General features: G+C 70.3%; 12 protein-coding genes. 5 read left to right on the top strand and 7 right to left on the bottom strand.

From position 1 onward, the window contains the following. Positions 1-27 precede the first annotated feature (27 nt). Positions 28-666, bottom strand: coding sequence for a pyridoxamine 5'-phosphate oxidase (gene pdxH, locus EHW97_RS02780; protein ID WP_124235635.1), 639 nt, complete (start codon positions 664-666; stop codon positions 28-30). Between the two features lie 36 nt (positions 667-702). Between pdxH and EHW97_RS02775 the strand changes: the two genes are divergently transcribed. Next, a complete protein-coding gene (locus EHW97_RS02775) occupies positions 703-1809 on the top strand; it encodes a citrate synthase 2 (RefSeq protein ID WP_124235634.1) in 1107 nt (368 codons plus the stop codon). A gap of 132 nt (positions 1810-1941) precedes the next feature. Then, positions 1942-3300 carry a CapA family protein gene (locus EHW97_RS02770; protein ID WP_124235633.1) on the top strand — a complete coding sequence of 453 codons (1359 nt, stop codon included), beginning with the start codon at positions 1942-1944 and terminating at the stop codon, positions 3298-3300. Here EHW97_RS02770 and EHW97_RS02765 read toward each other — a convergent pair. Both EHW97_RS02765 and EHW97_RS02755 read right to left on the bottom strand, forming a co-directional pair. Beyond that, complete coding sequence (locus EHW97_RS02765) at positions 3292-4185, bottom strand: M28 family metallopeptidase (protein ID WP_243696273.1); 894 nt, start codon at positions 4183-4185, stop codon at positions 3292-3294. The genes EHW97_RS02770 and EHW97_RS02765 overlap by 9 nt on opposite strands. Before the next feature lie 79 nt (positions 4186-4264). After that, positions 4265-5257 (bottom strand): trypsin-like serine peptidase, encoded by a 993-nt coding sequence (locus EHW97_RS02755; RefSeq protein ID WP_124235631.1) that lies wholly within the window; start codon positions 5255-5257, stop codon positions 4265-4267. A 104-nt stretch (positions 5258-5361) separates the two neighbouring features. On the opposite strand from EHW97_RS02755, the gene EHW97_RS02750 reads away from it, so the two are divergent. Then, on the top strand, positions 5362-5682 hold the full coding sequence (locus EHW97_RS02750) for an MmcQ/YjbR family DNA-binding protein (protein WP_243696272.1): 321 nt from the start codon (positions 5362-5364) through the stop codon (positions 5680-5682). Here EHW97_RS02750 and meaB read toward each other — a convergent pair. The 3 genes from meaB to EHW97_RS02735 are packed head-to-tail and all read right to left on the bottom strand — an operon-like array spanning position 5670 to position 10623. After that, entirely contained in the window at positions 5670-6647 is a 978-nt protein-coding gene (gene meaB, locus EHW97_RS02745) for a methylmalonyl Co-A mutase-associated GTPase MeaB (RefSeq protein WP_124235629.1), read from the bottom strand. The genes EHW97_RS02750 and meaB overlap by 13 nt on opposite strands. Further along, complete coding sequence (gene scpA, locus EHW97_RS02740) at positions 6647-8830, bottom strand: methylmalonyl-CoA mutase (RefSeq protein WP_124235628.1); 2184 nt, start codon at positions 8828-8830, stop codon at positions 6647-6649. Before scpA ends, meaB begins: the two co-directional genes overlap by 1 nt. Next, on the bottom strand, positions 8827-10623 hold the full coding sequence (locus tag EHW97_RS02735; protein WP_124235627.1) for a methylmalonyl-CoA mutase subunit beta: 1797 nt from the start codon (positions 10621-10623) through the stop codon (positions 8827-8829). The genes scpA and EHW97_RS02735 overlap by 4 nt, the downstream gene beginning before the upstream one ends. Before the next feature lie 245 nt (positions 10624-10868). On the opposite strand from EHW97_RS02735, the gene serC reads away from it, so the two are divergent. Beyond that, positions 10869-11978 (top strand): phosphoserine transaminase, encoded by a 1110-nt coding sequence (gene serC / locus EHW97_RS02730; RefSeq protein WP_465252549.1) that lies wholly within the window; start codon positions 10869-10871, stop codon positions 11976-11978. 78 nt (positions 11979-12056) lie between these two features. Here serC and EHW97_RS02725 read toward each other — a convergent pair whose 3' ends face one another. After that, positions 12057-14966 carry an Ig-like domain-containing protein gene (locus EHW97_RS02725; RefSeq protein ID WP_166367358.1) on the bottom strand — a complete coding sequence of 970 codons (2910 nt, stop codon included), beginning with the start codon at positions 14964-14966 and terminating at the stop codon, positions 12057-12059. A 159-nt stretch (positions 14967-15125) separates the two neighbouring features. Here EHW97_RS02725 and EHW97_RS02720 point away from each other — a divergent pair, with 159 nt between their 5' ends. Further along, positions 15126-17615 carry a helix-turn-helix domain-containing protein gene (locus EHW97_RS02720; protein WP_124235624.1) on the top strand — a complete coding sequence of 830 codons (2490 nt, stop codon included), beginning with the start codon at positions 15126-15128 and terminating at the stop codon, positions 17613-17615. Positions 17616-17617: the final 2 nt, after the last annotated feature.

Here is a 17617-nt window from a genome sequence, read left to right as displayed (position 1 = left end):
ACGATGGTGCCACGGTGGAGACCGCGGTCAGGGCGCGAGGCGGTCGCGGACCCAACCGTCGCCGACGCGGCGGAAGCGGATGCGGTCGTGGAACCGATTGCGCCGCCCCTGCCAGAACTCGAACGTGTCGATGACGATCCGGTACCCGCCCCAATGCTCCGGACGCCGGTCGGCGGCCCCGCGCGCCTGCGCCTCGGCCCACAGGCGCTCGAGTGCGGCGCGGTCACTGACCGGGCGGGACTGCGGCGAGGCGGCGGCGCTGATCCGGCCGCCCTCAGGCCGCGCCATGAAGTAGGAGTCGGACTCGATCGGCTCGGCCTTCTGTACCTCACCTTCGAACCGCACTTGACGCTGCAACGGGTGCCACGGCATCACGACGGCAGCGCGGGGATTCTCCGCGAGTTCTCGCCCCTTGCGCGATTCGTAGTTCGTGTAGAACACGGCGCCCCGTTCGTCCATGCCCTTGAGCAGGACCGTGCGCACCGACGGACGGCCGTCGGCGGTCGCCGTGGCGAGCACCATCGCGTTGGGTTCGTGCAGTCCGGAGGTCATCGCATCGACCATCCACCGGTCGAACAGACGGTAGGGGTCGTCGCCCGCTTCCGCCTCGCTCAGCCCGCCGGCTTCATACTCGTGACGCATCGCCGCGAGGTCGTTGGAGTCCATGCAGACACGGTATCCGCGGCAGTGCAGAATGCAGGCATGACTGAAGTGCATCACGGACTAGAGGGCGTCGTCGCGTTCGAGAGCGAGATCGCGGAGCCCGACAAGGAAGGGTCGGCGCTTCGGTACCGCGGCGTCGACATCGACGACCTCGTCGGCCGCGTGCCGTTCGAGAAGATCTGGGGTCTGCTGGTCGACGGCCGCTACGAGCCGGGCCTCCCGCCCGCCGAGCCGTTCCCGATCCCGGTGCACTCCGGCGACATCCGCGCCGACGTGCAGAGCGCCATCGCACTGACCGCGCCGCAGTGGGGCATGGGTCAGCTCTACGACATCAGCGACGAGCAGGCGCGCGACGATCTCGCCCGGGCGGCCGTGATGGTCCTGTCCTACGTCGCGCAGGCTGCGCGCGGCGTAGGACAGCCGATGGTGCCGCAGTCCGAGATCGACAAGTGCGACACGATCACCGAGCGTTTCCTCACCCGCTGGCGTGGAGAGGTCAACCCTGACCACGCCAAGGCCATCGACGCGTACTGGGTCTCCGCGGCCGAGCACGGCATGAACGCCTCGACGTTCACGGCGCGCGTCATCGCCTCCACGGGCGCGGACGCCGCCGCCGCCCTCTCCGGCGCGGTCGGCGCGATGTCCGGCCCGCTGCACGGCGGCGCACCGTCGCGGGTGCTCGGCATGATCGAGGAGGTCGAGAAGTCCGGCGATGCGCGCGCTTACGTCAAGAAGCTGCTCGACAGCGGCCAGCGGCTCATGGGCTTCGGGCACCGGGTCTACCGTGCGGAGGACCCGCGCGCCCGCACCCTGCGGCGCACCGCGAAGGAGCTCAACGCGCCGCGCGCGGAGGTCGCCGAGGCGCTGGAGCAGGCCGCACTCACCGAACTGCGTGAACGCCGCCCCGACCGCGTGCTCGAGACGAACGTCGAGTTCTGGGCCGCGATCGTGCTCGACTTCGCGCAGATCCCACCGCACATGTTCACGGCGATGTTCACCTCGGCTCGCACTGCGGGATGGAGCGCGCACATCCTGGAGCAGAAGCGGACCGGACGCCTCATCCGTCCGTCGTCGGCGTACGTCGGCCCCAAGGAGCGCCGCGCCGATGAGGTGGAGGGCTGGAACCCCGCCTGGGCGACCGCCTGACACGTACGGTGACATATCGAAGGCCCGGCCATCCCCCCGAGATGGCCGGGCCTTCGTCCACGTGAGGAACAGACTAGCCCGGACTAGTCCTTTGTGACTAGTCCGGATTCTCATCGTCCGTATTCTGAGATCATGACCCGGCTGGCGCTCCTCGTCACGCTCGTCGCGCTGCTCGCCGGGTGCACGTCGGCACCCGAACCCGCGCCGTCGCCGGAACCGCCGTCGCACCGTCTTCCGCTGGCGATCGCGACTTCGTTGAGCCGGCCGCCACTCGACCTCGACGCGGCCGAGGCGCGTCGGCTCGTGGCCGGCGAGATCGAGACATGGGAGCCGTTGTCAGGACAGGACGAACCGCTGCGAGTCGTTCGCACGGACGAGGCTCTCGACGCCGTTCTCGCCGACGACACGGCCGTGGCCCTCGTTCCGGCGGACCGTGTGCGACCGACCGTGCGCCTCGCCACGGTCGACGGGCTCGACCCGCTCGACGACGAGGACTACCCCCTCACGATCCCCAGCGAACGACCGCTGACTCCCCACGCTCGCGTCCTGGTCGGCGGGGACGTGATGCTGGGGCGTCGTGTCGGTGCCTATCTCGCTCGCCGTGGAGACCTCGGCGCGGTGTGGGGCGACATCGGAAGCGTCCTCGCCGACGCAGATGTGGCGTTCGTGAACCTCGAGTCCACGCTGTCGACGGCCGGTCCGCCCCAGCAGGGCGGCGACTCGTTCGGCGCGGATCCGGGCGTGCTCGCCGGGATGCGGGCGGCCGGTATCGACGTCGTGGGGCTGGCCAACAACCACCTCGGGGATTTCGGCGCCGAGCCCATGCTCACGACCTTCCGGTTGCTGCGCGAGGCCGGATTCGCGGTGGTGGGCGCGGGTGAGGATCGAGCCCGGGCGCGGGAACCGGCGATCGTGGACACCGGCAGCCTCCGGGTCGGGTTCTATGCCACCGACTCCATCGGCGAGACGCCGGCCGCCGGCCCGGCCTCCCCCGGCACCAACCGCATCGACGCGCCGCCTCGAACCGGCCCAGCGATCGATCAGGAGGCGTTGCGCCGTGCCGTCGAGGACATCGGCGACCTGGCCGGACGGGTCGACCTGCTCGTCGTCGTGCCGCACTGGGGAACGCAGTACACGAACGTGCCCGAACCGAGCCAACGTGAGATGGCCCGTGCCTTCACCGATGCAGGAGCCGACGTCGTGGTCGGCGGACACCCGCACTGGGTGCAGGGATGGGAACAGCACGACGACGCCACCGTGGTGCACTCGCTCGGCAACCTCGTGTTCGACATGGACTTCATGCGCGAGACGCAGGAGGGGATCCTCGTGGAGATCATCGCCACGCCCGTTCAGGTCCTCGACGTGCGACCACTCCCCTACGTCATCGACGAGACCTTCACACCACGGCTCGTGGAGGGCGAGCGCGCCGCGGCGATCCTGGAACTCGCTCGCCGGGCGAGTTCGCCGCCGTTCGACGCCGGCCTACGGTGACCCGGCGAGCAACCACGCCCGCATGATCGCCCCCACCCGTCCGAGCTGCTCCGGGTCGATGACATGCACGGTGTCGGCCGGCGAGTGGTAACCGGAATACGGGATGGAGCCGAGACGCGCGGCGGGAACGCCCGCCTTGTCGAACGACCAGTGATCGCTCGTGGTGTTGCCTCCGCACACCGCGTGGGGGAGGCCGGCCCGGGCTGCCGTCGCGGCGAGTTCGTCGCGAACGGCGGTCGTCCCAGCCGGGGCGGCACCGGAGCACACGGGGACTTCCGGTCCCGGCACACCGACCCGGTCGAGAGCGACCATCGCGCGGATCCCCCTCCGGCCGGCGTCGTCGAGCGCCGCGACGTACTGCTGGGAGCCGAAGTGATGCAGGGCGTCGCCTGGTCCGCGTGGTTCCTCCGCACCGAAGGCCACGAACCGCACAGGGAGGTCGGTGGCGGCGACGACACGGGCGAGTTCGAGCATCACTGCCACGCCCGAGGCGTTGTCCTCCGCGCCCGGCGCGACGGGGACGGTGTCGAGGTGCGCCCCGATCAGGACGTGCGGGTCCGACGGTCCGGCGCCAGGCCGTGAGGCGATGACGTTCGGCGAGTTGCCCGCGGGCACGTCGACGCCCCAGGTCGTGCCCGCGGGAGCGGTCACGGCCTGCCGCGTCACCGTGTACCCGAGGGAGGCGAGACGTTCCTCCGCCCACACCGCCGCCTCCGCATAGGCCGGGGAGGTGCCGTGCCGCGGGCCGATCGCCTCAGCCAGGTGGCGGATGTCATCCATGACCCGCGCGACGTCGAACTCGGGCGGCGGGGCGGGCTGCTGGGCGTGAATGTGGTCGGCGGCGCCGCCGTGGTCGGCCGTGAGTCCGGGCCCGCCTCCGTGCACCCGGCCAGCACAGCCGCTGCGAGCAGGAGCGCGAACAGCAGCCGGCGACCCCGTATCGAGGGTCGCCGACTGCCGCGCATCAGTTCTGCGCCGCGGTGTAGAGGCTCTGGACCACGGAGCCGAAGTACGGCCCGTACATGCGGTCACCGAAGCCCGGAACGGTGTACTTGAAGCTGTTCACCGAGTTGAGCGTGCCGATGCCCGACGCCTCGTCGTCATCGATGAACCACGGGCCGCCGGACGAACCGCCGGTCATGTTGCAGACCATGCCCTGAGAGTCGGTGCCGAGCGGGTCCGTCGCCACCTGGCCGCTGCACCAGGCAAGCTCCTGACCGTTGTACGGCGACGCGGCCGGATAGCCGAAAGCATGCATGGCCTCCCCGCGGGGTTGGTTGAACCCGACGCCTTGAGCGCCGACGGTGTCGGTCAGCGTGGCTCCCCCGACGGTGCCGACCTTGGCGTACCCCACGTCGTAATTGATGTCGCCGGACTCGGCCCACTGCTGCGTCGTGTACAGCTCCGTGGCGGCGAACTCGCCGAACGGCGCGCTGCCGTTGTCGTACTGCGGCACGAAGATGAAGTTCGTGGCGAAGTCGCCCGGCCCCGCGTTGAGACAGTGACCCGCGGTCTGGACCAAGCTCTCGTTGGCGGCCACCGTGGAGCTGCCCGAGCAGACGTAGTCGGCGCCCCCGAGGGTGAAGAACACCTTGCCGGTGGTCTTCACCACCTCGCCGCCGCCGGTGTAGAGCTCGCCGCTGCTGGCCAGCAGCTCGCGGAGCCCACCGATGACGTCGGCGATCGGTCCCGCCTGCCGACCCGCGATCTTCTGCGGCGCGCCCTTCGCGACATCCTCGAGCGGGGCCGCGAGCTGGTCGGAGAGGAGCGCTTCGGCCGGGAGGGCCGCCCGCATGCGATCAGGCGTCCAGTACTCGACGGCTGCCGCCTGGGCCGACTGGTCGACGGCCTGCCGCTGCACGGGCCCTGCAGGGTCCGTCGGGGCACCGTGGGCGCCGGTGAGACTTCCCGTGAGGAGGGCGAGGGTGACCGCGCCCAGCGATAGCAATCTCTTCATCGTTTCCCCCGATGTGTGAGTTTCCTTTCCGCGAGCCCATCACACGCGCACCCGATCCCGCTAGCCCCTCGCCTCAGCGGGCTTCGTCGTGCCACAGTGAGGACGTGGCGACCGAAGACGACGTGCGACGGCTGGCGCTCGCGCTGCCGGGCGTCGAGGAGCGGACGGCGTACGGAACTCCGGCGTTCTACGCCGGCGGCAGGATCTTCCTGCGTTTGCGCGACAAGCCCGAAGCCCTCGTGGCGTGGTGCAGCGACCTGGGCGAGCGCGAGGCGCTGTTGGCGAGCGACCCGGACGTGTTCTTCACCATCGACCACTACGCCGGTCACGCAAGCGTCCTGGTGCGGCTGGAACGGATCGGTGTGGACGAACTGGCCGAGGTGATCGAGGACGCGTGGCGCGCCCGAGCGCCTCAGCTGTCGTAGGCGCGGAGGATCTCGTCGGCCGCAGCGACCGCGGGCAGGTCGCCGTTGAGCACCCGCTCGCGCAGGGACGCGCGGACCGCCGCGACGTTCTCGTCGCTACGCAGTCGCTGGTCGATCTCGTCGCGCACCAGCGTCCAGACGAAGTCGAGCTGCTGTCGAGCGCGCTTCTCGGCCACACCCCGGGCGCCCAGGAACTCGCGATGCCGGATGATCCGGTTCCAGACGGTGCCGATGCCGGTGCCCTCGATCGCGGAGCAGGTCAGCACCGGCGGCACCCAGTCCTGCGTGCCGGCGTAGACGAGCCGTAGGGCCCCAGCAAGATCGCGAGCGGTCGCCTCGGCCTCCTTGACGCGTTCGCCGTCCGCCTTGTTGACCGCGATGACGTCGGCGATCTCGAGGATCCCCTTCTTGATGCCCTGGAGCTGATCGCCCGTGCGCGCGAGGGTGAGGAACAGGAAAGTGTCGACCATCCCCGCGACGGTGATCTCCGATTGCCCGACTCCGACGGTCTCGACGAGGACGACGTCGTAGCCGGCCGCCTCGAGGATCGTCAGTGCCTGGCTCGTCGCGCGGGCGACCCCGCCGAGCGTGCCGGCGCTCGGCGAGGGGCGGATGTAGGCCTTCGGGTCGGTCGACAGCGTCGCCATCCGGGTCTTGTCGCCCAACACCGAGCCGCCGGTGCGGACGCTCGACGGGTCGACCGCGAGCACGCCGACCTGCTGATCGCGGCCGGTCAGGTAACCGCCGAGGGCCTCGATGAACGTCGACTTGCCGACGCCTGGAACTCCGGAGATGCCGACGCGCACCGCGCCCCCGGCGTGAGGCGCGAGCTCGGTCAGCAGCTCCCGAGCAGCCGCGCGGTGGTCGGAACGACGCGACTCGACGAGCGTGATCGCCCGCGACACCGCACCGCGCTGTCCCGCGCGCACCCCCTCGACGAGTGCCTGGACGTCGACGGCTGCCATCAGTGCTGCAGCTGCGAGCGGAGCTTGTCGAGCAGCGTGAGCGCCGAATCGGCGATGACCGTCCCGGGCAGGAACACCTCGGCCGCGCCCATCTCCTTCAGGGCAGGCACGTCGTCGGGCGGGATCACGCCGCCGATGACCACCATGATGTCCTCGCGCCCGAGCTCGGCCAGGGCCTGCTTGAGCGCGGGCAGCAAGGTGAGGTGCCCGGCCGCCAGGGAGGAGACACCCACGATGTGCACGTCGGCGTCGACGGCCTGCTGGGCGACCTCCTCCGGGGTCGAGAACAGCGGGCCCACGTCGACGTCGAAGCCCATGTCGGCGAACGCCGTGACGATGACCTTCTGACCGCGATCGTGGCCGTCCTGGCCCATCTTCGCCACGAGGATGCGCGGGCGCCGGCCCTCGGCCTGCTCGAAGGCGTCGGTCGCCTCGATCACGCGCTGGATGTCGCCGGTTCCGCCGGACTCGCTGCGGTACACACCAGAGATCGTACGGATGACGGCTTGGTGGCGCCCGTAGACCTTCTCGAGAGCGTCGCTGATCTCCCCGACGGTGGCCTTGGCCCGGGCGGCGTCGACCGCGAGGGCCAACAGGTTGCCGTCGAGCGAACCGTCGCGACCGGCGCCCCGCTCCGCACTGTTGGTGAGCGCCTCGAGGGTGCGGCGGACGTCGTCCTCATTGCGCTCGGCGCGGAGCCGTTCGAGCTTGGCGAGCTGCTGCTGGAGCACGGCCTTGTTGTCGACCTTGAGCACCTCGACCGGCTCGTCGTCGGGCACGCGGTACGTGTTGACGCCGATGACCGCCTGCTGACCGGAGTCGATGCGGGCCTGCGTGCGGGCGGCCGCCTCCTCGACGCGCATCTTCGGGATGCCCTCCTCGATGGCCTTGGCCATGCCGCCGGCCGCCTCGACCTCCTCGATGTGCGCCCAGGCGCGGGTCGCGAGGTCGTGCGTCAGACGCTCAACGTAGTAGGAGCCGCCCCACGGATCGATGATGTTCGTGGTGCCGGACTCCTGCTGCAGCAACAGCTGCGTGTTGCGCGCGATGCGGGCACTGAAGTCGGTCGGCAGCGCGATCGCTTCGTCGAGCGCGTTGGTGTGCAGGCTCTGCGTGTGACCCTGCGTGGCCGCCATCGCCTCGATCGCCGTGCGCTGGACGTTGTTGAAGACGTCCTGCGCGGTGAGGCTCCAGCCGGACGTCTGCGAGTGGGTGCGCAGGCTGAGCGACTTGGGGTTCTGCGGGTCGAACTGCCGCACGAGCCGCGCCCAGAGCGCACGCGCGGCGCGCATCTTGGCGATCTCCATGTAGAAGTTCATGCCGATCGCCCAGAAGAAGCTCAGCCGCGGCGCGAACGCGTCGATGTCGAGTCCGACGTCGAGTCCCGCGCGGATGTACTCGACGCCGTCGGCGAGGGTGTAGGCGAGCTCGAGGTCGTTCGTCGCTCCGGCCTCCTGGATGTGGTAGCCGGAGATGCTGATGGAGTTGAACCGCGGCATCTTGGCCGCCGTGTACGCGAAGATGTCGGAGATGATCCGCATCGACGGCGCCGGCGGGTAGATGTACGTGTTGCGGACCATGAACTCCTTGAGGATGTCGTTCTGGATGGTCCCGGCCAGCTGCTCGGGCTTCACGCCCTGCTCCTCAGCCGCCACGATGTAGAGCGCCATGACCGGCAGCACCGCGCCGTTCATCGTCATCGAGACGCTCATCTGGTCCAGTGGGATGCCCTCGAAGAGCTTGCGCGTGTCGTAGATCGAGTCGATCGCGACGCCGGCCATGCCGACGTCGCCGACCACACGCGGGTTGTCCGAGTCGTATCCGCGGTGCGTCGCGAGGTCGAACGCGACGGAGAGACCCTTCTGCCCGGCCGCGAGATTACGCCGATAGAACGCGTTCGACTCCTCGGCGGTGGAGAACCCGGCGTACTGACGGATGGTCCACGGTTGCGTCGTGTACATCGCGGGGTATGGCCCGCGCAGGAACGGCGTGAGGCCCGGGTAAGTGTCGAGCGCATCGAGGCCCGCGATGTCGTCGGGCGTGTAGAGCCGCTTGACGTCGATACCCTCGGGCGACGCCCAGGGCTCGGCACCGTCGGTCGCGCGTGCGTACGCCTCCGGGTCGGGCGATGCGGGCCGCTCGGGATCGAATGGGAGCCCCTGGAAGCTGGACGGGATGGTCATGCGCTGAGCACCTCCCGGGTGCGACGGAGGAACGCGAGGGCGTCGAGTCCGGCTGCGACGCTGTCGTCCGCTCCGATGTCGGTCTTGCCGGCGACGATCACATGTCGGGCGCCGGCCTTGCGAAGAGCGGTGACGAGCTCGGCGCCCCACTCGTCGTAGGCGTTGTCGTGTCCGGCGACGCACACCACCTCGGGACCGCCGGCTTCACGGTAGGAGTCGATGACCTGCTCGACGCCGTCGGTCGCACCGGCCACCGCGTGATGGATGCCGCCGGCCGCGAGCAGGTTCGCGGCGAAGGAGGCGCGGGCGGTGTGCTGGGCGATCGGGCCCATCGTCGCGAGGAACACGGGCTGCTCGGCCGGCTCGTCGCGCATCGCCTCGAACTCGCCGGCGTAGCGGTGGACGGCCAGCGGCACCGGGTACGGCGCGCGCTCGGGCAGCTTCTCCTGCAGGTTGGGGAACTCGCTGACGCCGGTGATCGGGCGCTTGCGACGGGCGATCTGCAGGGCCCGCTCGCTCGCGGTGGCCTCGATCCGGTCCCGGAGGATCGCGAGTGCCGCGTCGGTGCCGTCGGCGGCGTCGAGTTCACCGAAGAGCTCCCACGCAGCGCGAGCGATGTCGTCGGTCAGCTTCTCCACGGCGTGGGCGCCACCGGCGGGATCGGTCACTGCGGCGACGTGCGACTCGCTGATGAGGAGCGCGGACGTGTTGCGGGCGATGCGGCGGCTGAACGGCGTGGGGAGACCGAGCGGCTCGTCGAACGGCAGCGTGGTGACGGCGTCCGCCCCGCCGACACCGGCGGCGAAGGTCGCGACCGTGGTGCGGAGCATGTTGGTGTAGCTGTCGTAGCGGCACATCATCGGCCGGGACGTGACCGCGTGCTGTCGCTGCGCACGCGCCGGTTCGACGATCTCGCTGAGCTGGCCGACGCGATCCCACAGGCGACGGGCGGCACGCAGCTTGGCGATCGTGGGGAACTGCTCGTCGGTGGCCGCGTACCGGAACTCGAGCTGCTCGGCCGCCTCGTTCGCCGAGAGACCGGCCTCGGTGAGGGCTCGCAGATAGGTGACACCCGCGTAGAGCGAGTAGGCGAGTTCCTGCACGTCCGACGCGCCCAGATCGTGGGCGGCGGTGGCATCGACGACCACGCCGCGGATCCCGCGGGCCTTCGCGATGCGGGCGAGGTCGACGGCTACGTCGAGCGCGGTGTCGCCGCGGCCGCGAAGGGCGTTGCCGAGCGGATCGGCACCGAGGTTGGTGCCGCGATGCGCCTCGACGGCCTTGTCTTCGAGCACGCTGAGGAAGGCCTCGGCGGCGGCGCGAGTGGCCGTCGGGGCGTCCAGGATCACGGGAGCGAGGTCGAGGAAGACGGGCTCGAGCAGGGCCGCGAGCCGGTCGGGGGCGATGCCCTCCTCCCCCACGGTGAGCCACAGCGAGTTGGCACCGTTCTCCAGCTCGGCGCTCACCGCGTCGGCGTCGGTGCTGGGGTCGATGAACCATCCGCGCACGTCCCAGCCGTCGAGCTCGGTGCGCGCGGCGACAGCACCGCGGGTGAAGGGCGACTGGCCCGGCAGTCCCGCTTCGGGCAGGTCCTCCGTCAGCGCCGGAGTCCCCAGCGGCGTCACGCTGATGCCGTCGAGGGTCCGCGTCGCGAGAAGATCCCACACGTCGGAGTCGGGGGCGTCCTCGGCCAGCTTGCGCGTCTTGCGCAGCACGGCCGCCGTCGCTTTCTCCCACTCGGCGAGGTCGTGGCTCACGCCCTCGGCCAGCGGAACGGTCTGCTCGGGTGCCATGGCGGCATCGTACGGAATCGAACGTGATGGGGGACACTCACCCACCCCCGGACAGGCGCAAAGTGAGGCATAACACACGGGCCTGCAGACCACGGCATATTCGGTGAGGAGGGTTCGGCCCATGTTCCAGGCTCAAGCGCCGGTGGCGGATGGGGTGACACGATCGAAGCAGAGAGGTCGCACTCGACTCTCATTCTCTCGGGTGCTGCTCGAGTGACTGCGGGCTCGCGCGTAGAGTGCTGGGCGTGAAGATCCCCGCGGAGATGCTGCCCGCCGACGGGCGGTTCGGCTCCGGTCCGTCCAAGGTCCGCACCGAAGCAATCGAAGCCCTCGCCGCCACCGGCACCTCCCTCCTCGGCACATCGCATCGAGCCGCCCCGGTCAAAGGGCTCGTGGCCAGCGTCCGCGAAGGGCTGTCCAGGCTCTTCACCCTGCCCGACGGCTATGAGGTCGTTCTCGGCGTCGGCGGTTCTCACGCCTTCTTCGACGCGGCGACGTTCGGCCTGATCCGCGAACGCAGCCAGCACCTCGTCCACGGGGAGTTCACCCGCAAGTTCGCCACCGCCGTGCAGCGAGCCCCGTTCCTGGCTGCTCCTGTTCTCCACGAGTCAGATCCGAGCACCCATCCGGACCCGATCGCGACCACCGGCGTGGACGCCTACGCCTGGGCTCACAATGAGACCTCGACCGGTGTCATGGTGCCGGTGTCACGCCCCGAGCAGATCGACTCCGACGCCCTCGTCCTCATCGATGCCACATCGGGTGCCGGAGGCCTGCCGGTGGACATCACTCAGGCCGACGTGTACTACTTCGCACCGCAGAAGTCCTTCGCCTCCGACGGCGGCCTGTGGATCGCACTCATGAGCCCCGCCGCGATCGAGCGAGCACACCAGATCAAGGCTTCGGGGCGCCACATCCCCGGGTTCATCGACCTGCCGGTCGCGATCGAGAACTCCCGCAAGGACCAGACGTACAACACCCCGGCCGTGGCGACCCTGTTCCTGCTCGACCAGCAGCTGCAGTGGATGCTCGAGCGCGGCGGACTCGACTGGGCGGTCTCGCGCACCCGAGAGTCCAGCAGCCGCCTCTACGCCTGGGCCGAGGCCAGCCACTATGCGACGCCGTTCGTGACCAATTCGGCGGAACGCTCCCTCGTGGTCGCCACCATCGACCTGGCCGATGAGGTTCCCGCCGTCGAGGTCGTGGCCGCGTTGCGCGAGAACGGCATCGTCGACGTCGCGGGGTACCGCGGCCTGAACCGCAACCAGCTGCGGGTCGCGATGTTCCCCGCGGTCGAGCCCGACGACATCACCGCCCTCACCCGCTGCATCGACTACGTCGTCGAGCACCGCTGAACACGCGCTGAGTGTGACGTTTGGCGGCCGAAAACCGGTGATCTAGCCGCCGAACGTCACACTCAACGCGTTGTTCCGCTACCGGCGTCGGGACGTCAGCAGACCGCCGCCGGCCAGGAGGAGGGCCGCCAGGGCTCCGAGGGCCGTCAGCGTGACCGGTGCGCCTGTCGTCGGCAGGATCTTGCCGATGGAGCCGAGGCCCGACCGACTGCCGTCGCCGGACGGCTGATTGCCCGTACCACCGCCGTCGCCGACCCGACCGCCACCGCCGCCGTCGTCTCCGCCGCCGGAGGGCGAGGCGGTCACGGTGAGCGTCACCGGCGACGATTCAGACGGCTGAGCGGTCTCGTCAGCCGGCTCATAGACGGCCACGACCTCGTGGTCGCCGACGGCAAGATCTGACAGCCGCGTCGTCGCCACTGCGTCGTCATCGACGGCGACCGACTCACCGACCGGCTCACCGTTCACGACGAACCTCACCACACCCGTCGGCGTCGGAGCCTCCTCGCCGTCCGCGACGCCTGCTCGCACCGTCGCGGTGAGTGTGCTTGAGGCATCTTCGACGATGCTGGCCGGTTCGGCCTCGAGCTCGACCGTGGTCGCCCAGGGCGCCACCTCGAAGGGCACCGCGTCCGCCGAGGCGGACCCGAACTCCGCTCCCCCGTCGAAGACCGCGGTCACCTCATGCTCACCCACGGGAAGGTCGTCGAGTTCGAGGGCGTACTCGGCACGCGGCGCTTCGGACGGCGCCGTCGTCTCGACCGGCTCGCCATAGCCGACCGGCTCATCGTCGACGAGGAACTCCACCGTCCCGGACGGCACAGCCTCGCTCGGAGCGAGCGACTCCACCACCGCGGACAGACGGACCGGCTGGCCGTAGCGGGTGCTATCCGGCTCGACCGAGGCGACGATCGACGTGCTCGCGGCGACGATCTCGTACTCCACCGACTCCGACGTCGATCCCGAGAAGTTCCCCGAGCCAACGTAAGCCGCCTTGATCGTCGCGACCCCCACGGGCAGGTGCGCGACGGACCACTGCGCGACTCCATCGGCCAGTTCGGCCGTGCCCAGCAGTGCGCCGTCGACGGTGAAGGCCACCAGGCCGTCGGGCGCGCCCGCCGCCGAAGTGGCCGCGCTCACGCGGGCCTCCAGGGTCACCGGCGCGCCGTAGACCGTGGAGTCGGCAGGATCGATCACGATCTCGGTCCGCGTCGGCACGGCACTCACTCGCAACGTGGCCGACTGCGACACCGACGATCCAAACCTCGCACTTCCGCTATACGATGCCACGACCTCGTACTCACCGACGCCCAGTCCGGACAACGTCAGCGTCGCCCGGCCCTCGGCGTTCACGGTCGCGACGCCCGCCGAGACGCCGTCGACGGTGAACTCGACCTCTCCCTCGTCCACCACGGCGTTCGAGGGCTGGAGTGCCTCGACGTCGACGGAGGCCACCACGGACTGGCCGTACTCAACGCTCGTGGCGTCGAGAGACAGCGCGGTGGCGGTGTCCGCCGCAGCAATCGTGAGACTGACGATCCGTGAGGTCGAGCCGGACAGATTCTCGGTACCGCTGAACACCGCGTAGTAGTATCGCGCAGCAGACACGTCCTCGGCGACGAGAACCGTGGACGCATCACCGTTGGCCTGGGTCGCCACCTCATCGACGATCTCGTCGTTCGCCGGGTCCCGCACCAGGGAGTCCGTCGCGTAGAACGTCGTCGTGCCGCCCGCGAGACCTCCGGTAGCCGGAGCGATCGCCTGCGTCCGGGCGAAGAGCTCGATCTGCTCACCGTAGACACCCTGCGAGGTGCTGATGTCCAGATCCGTGGCAGAGACCCCCGCGGTGATATGGATGGTGGCGCTGCCTTCGGAACTGCCGACACCACTGCCATCATCGGGGATGAAGCGGGCCACCAGGACATGCTCCCCAGCGCCGAGTGCCGGCAGGTTGATGACAGCCGAACCGTTCACCACGGTCCCGGTCGCGATGACCTCGTCGCCGCGACGGATCTCGACCCTGCCCCGAACCGCCTCGCCGGGCGCCATCACGTTCCTGACCACGACCTGGGCCGATACCGGCGCGCCGGCGACGGCCGACGCCGGCAGCTGCAGCACCGTCTCCGTCGGATCGCTGTAGCTGATCGTCACGTAGCCGGAGCTCCGGCCGGTTTCCAGGCCCCGCTCCGCGCTGACACCGGGTGCAAGCCAGGTGCTGCCGCCGCCACCGCCGCCACCGCCGCCACCGCCGGCACCGCCACCCTCGCCGCCATTGCCGCCTCGGTAGCCACCGCCACCGCCGCCGCCACCGCCAGCCGAGCTGCTGCTTCCCGCGTTGCCCCCCTGGCCGCCGTGTCCATCGCTTCGGACGCTGCCGGCACCGCCATCGCCGCTGCCAACACCGGAACCGCCCTGGCCTGCGCCTCCGTTCTCGCCACCGTCGCCGCCGTGGTACAGCACCATCGCGGCACCACGGCCGCCACCGCCGCCACCGCCACCGGCGACTGCGACAACGGAGCCATCAACGAGCAGTGCGCTGGCGCCGCCACCGCCGCCGCCGGCCTTCGCCGCCAGCGATCCTGTATTGCCGGCTCCGCCGGCACGATAGCCGCGACCGCCTGCACCGGGCTCGTGTCGCGAACCGACCGGCCCTCCCTCGGTCGAACCGTAGGCGCGCAGCACCTGTCCGGGCTGCACCGGCAGAGTGAAGGACACCTTGGACCCGCGGCCGCCGAAGCCGTCGCGCGTGATCTCGATATCGGTGCCGCTTCCGCCGCGAGCCCCGGCCATCACCACCTGCACCTCGGTGACGCCGTCCGGCACCGTCCAGGCGGTACCCGATGGCGAGGTGAAGGTCATGGTTTGGCCGGCGGCGTGCGCAGGACTCTGCACCACCAGCAAGGATGTGAAGACGAGGGCAAGAGCCCCCATGATGGACATGACCGCGCGTCCGCGCTTCGACGCGGCGCTGATCAGAGTAGTGAGCAAAACGAACTCCCCGTGACGAGCTGCCTGTGGCAGCAAGTGACTGAACCCGCGATGAGACGCGGTGGAGCGACCAGTCCAGCGGCTCGGGAACGCGGCCGATAGCGTGCTGACCACCTGATTTCGCAGATCCTGCGTCGAGCCATGCCTTACGGTGGTGCCGTGCCAACGCCTCGGGACTGTGCTCGGCGCACCGTCGAGCACCTGTTGATCGACGCCCTCGAAACACGCCACGGCGACGAGAGGAGTGCCCTGATACTCCTCGGCGAGCCGGGTAACGGCGCACGCACCGTCGCCACCGTGCGCGTGCCCGCCGAATTCCCCGAAGCGCAGGTTGCCGCGTCGGGCCGGTGGCGCCCGAATGCGAGAATCCAGTGCTTCGCACGTCCCGAGGACGTTCCGGCCGCGCCGCCTCCCTCGGGGACCTGCACGGTCGTGGCGACGACCTCACTGAACAGGCTTCCCGCGTGGTTGACCACCGACGAACTCGTGCGCCGTCAGGTGCTCACGGTCGACGTGCTGTCCATCGCCGAACTCCACGACGTGCTCGTCGCCAGACTCGATGCGCCGGTCGACCTGGCGGCCGTGCGCGCCATCGGGCATGCGGCCGGCTTCGTGCCCGCGGTCGTAACCCGGCTCGCTTCGGCGGCCCGCGATGCCAGTCTGCTGGTGCTGCTCGACGGCCGCTGGCAGCTCGTCGGAGCGCTGACGAGCCTGCTGTGTGACGTTGCGATCCAGAACGCGGTCATGGCGCTACCACACGCCACGACGGCGGCCCGGCTCGCGCTCGCCGAACCCATCAGACCCTCCCGCCTCACCTCCCACGAGCGAGAGGTCGCCGAGGAGTGGCTCGCCTTGGGCATCCTGCGTCGACGCGCCGACGACCACCGCCTGGAGTTCCGCGCTCCCTTCGTCGCGGATGCGCTGCGAGCGCTCAACCCGCCGGCACGCGTCGCGCAGGCGTACCGCGCGGCCCTCGCCGATGAGCCCTCGCCGAACGCCGTGCGCTGGGCGCTCAGGAACGGCCACCATGTCGACGACGCCACGATCGACGCGATCCTCGAGCGCACGATGCAACGCCACGAATGGTCGGCCGCGGTCGAACTCAACACCCTGGCGATCGAGGTCGGCGAACGTGACGGAGCCTCCGCTACCCGACGGTGCACCCTGTATCTGCAGGCGGCGAGGGCGTGGCGCTTCCTACCCGACGCGGATGAGGCTGAGACAGCTCTGGATGAGGCCGCGGCGCTGCTGCCCGAGGTCGGCGTCGAGCAGGCCTCGGCGCTCAGGACTCGGGCGGCCACGTTGCGCGCCGATCTCCTGCACTACCAGCGCAACGACCTCGACGGTGCTCTCGCCGTACTCGAGCGGGCGCGCGGCGAAGCGACCGATCGACGCGAGCGCGGCAAACTCGCGGCCCATCGCCTCCTTCATCTCACCTACGGCGGACGACTATCGGACGCGGCCGCGGAGATGGAGGACGACAGCGGTGATCTGCGCTTCGCTCGGCGCGGTCTTCGGGCCCGCGTGACTGTCGCCAGAGCGCTCAGCGAAGCCGCCAGAGGCACTCCGCGCCGCGGTCTTGCTCGCGTGCGCCGAGCGGGAGTCAACGCCATGGTGCTGCCCTCGCCCGAGCCGTGGTTCAAGGAGGAACTGCGCGGCGCCTACTTCGTGTGCGCGATCTCCAGCGAGGGGCCGGCCCGCCTCGTCCGGCTTGCCCGGCATCTGGAGGACACCCGTCACGGCGGCTACCATCCCGACCAGTTGACCTACCACGTGGCGCGAGCCGCCTGGCACCTGGCCACCGGAGAGGTGCGCCTCGCTCACCGCATCGCCCTCGCAGCGTCGGGCGCTGTTCCCGAGAACGATCCCTCGGGCATGGAACAGGCCCTGGTCGCGCTGCTCGCCGAGACGTCGGCACTCCTCGGCGAGCAGAACGCCGCCGGGGAGTTCGTCCGGCGGTTCCCGCTCATCCCGCCTCGCAGCAGCGCCGCCGTAGCGGGTAGCTCCCAGGCCCGCGTCGCGGCGGCACGGCTCGCCCTCGACCTCCCGCGCGCCGCCAGCACGACGCTGGACGAAGCACAAGCGTTCGTCGAGGACGGGCATGCCGGTTTCGCCGCCGAGACACTCCATGCGGCCATCCGGTTCGGCCGGCGTCGGGCTGCCCGCGCGCTGCTTGCTCTCCGCGACAGCCTCGACGGGGAGCTTCATGCGCTCCGGCTGGCACACGCGGAGGCTCTCCTAGCGGAGGACGCCGTGACGCTGCTGGACGTCGCAGATCGCTTCGCCGACGCGGGGCTTCGTCTGCTCGCGGCTGAGGCAGCCACCCAGGCGGGAGCCGCCCCCACTGCTCCCGCGGCCATCCGGCGCGCTGCGGCGGCCAGGGCGCTGCGAGCCATGGACGAGTTGGGGCTGACGGCACATCCCCTGCTGCACCGGCTACCCGGCATGCCGAACGGCGAGACGCTGACCCCGCGCGAGCAGCAGGTGAGCGAACTGATCGCCGCTGGGCTCACCAATGCGGAGATCGCCGGACGTCTGCATCTGTCACGACGAACCGTCGAGGGGCACATCGCCAGGCTGTACCGCAAGACCGGCCAGTCCCGCAGGGCGCCGGCACGCCGGGGACCCGCGGCGCCTGCCACCTCCTGAGA

Source organism: Aeromicrobium camelliae (assembly GCF_003850045.1).
Classification (GTDB): domain Bacteria; phylum Actinomycetota; class Actinomycetes; order Propionibacteriales; family Nocardioidaceae; genus Aeromicrobium; species Aeromicrobium camelliae.
This window is presented reverse-complemented; position numbering and strand designations above follow the sequence as displayed.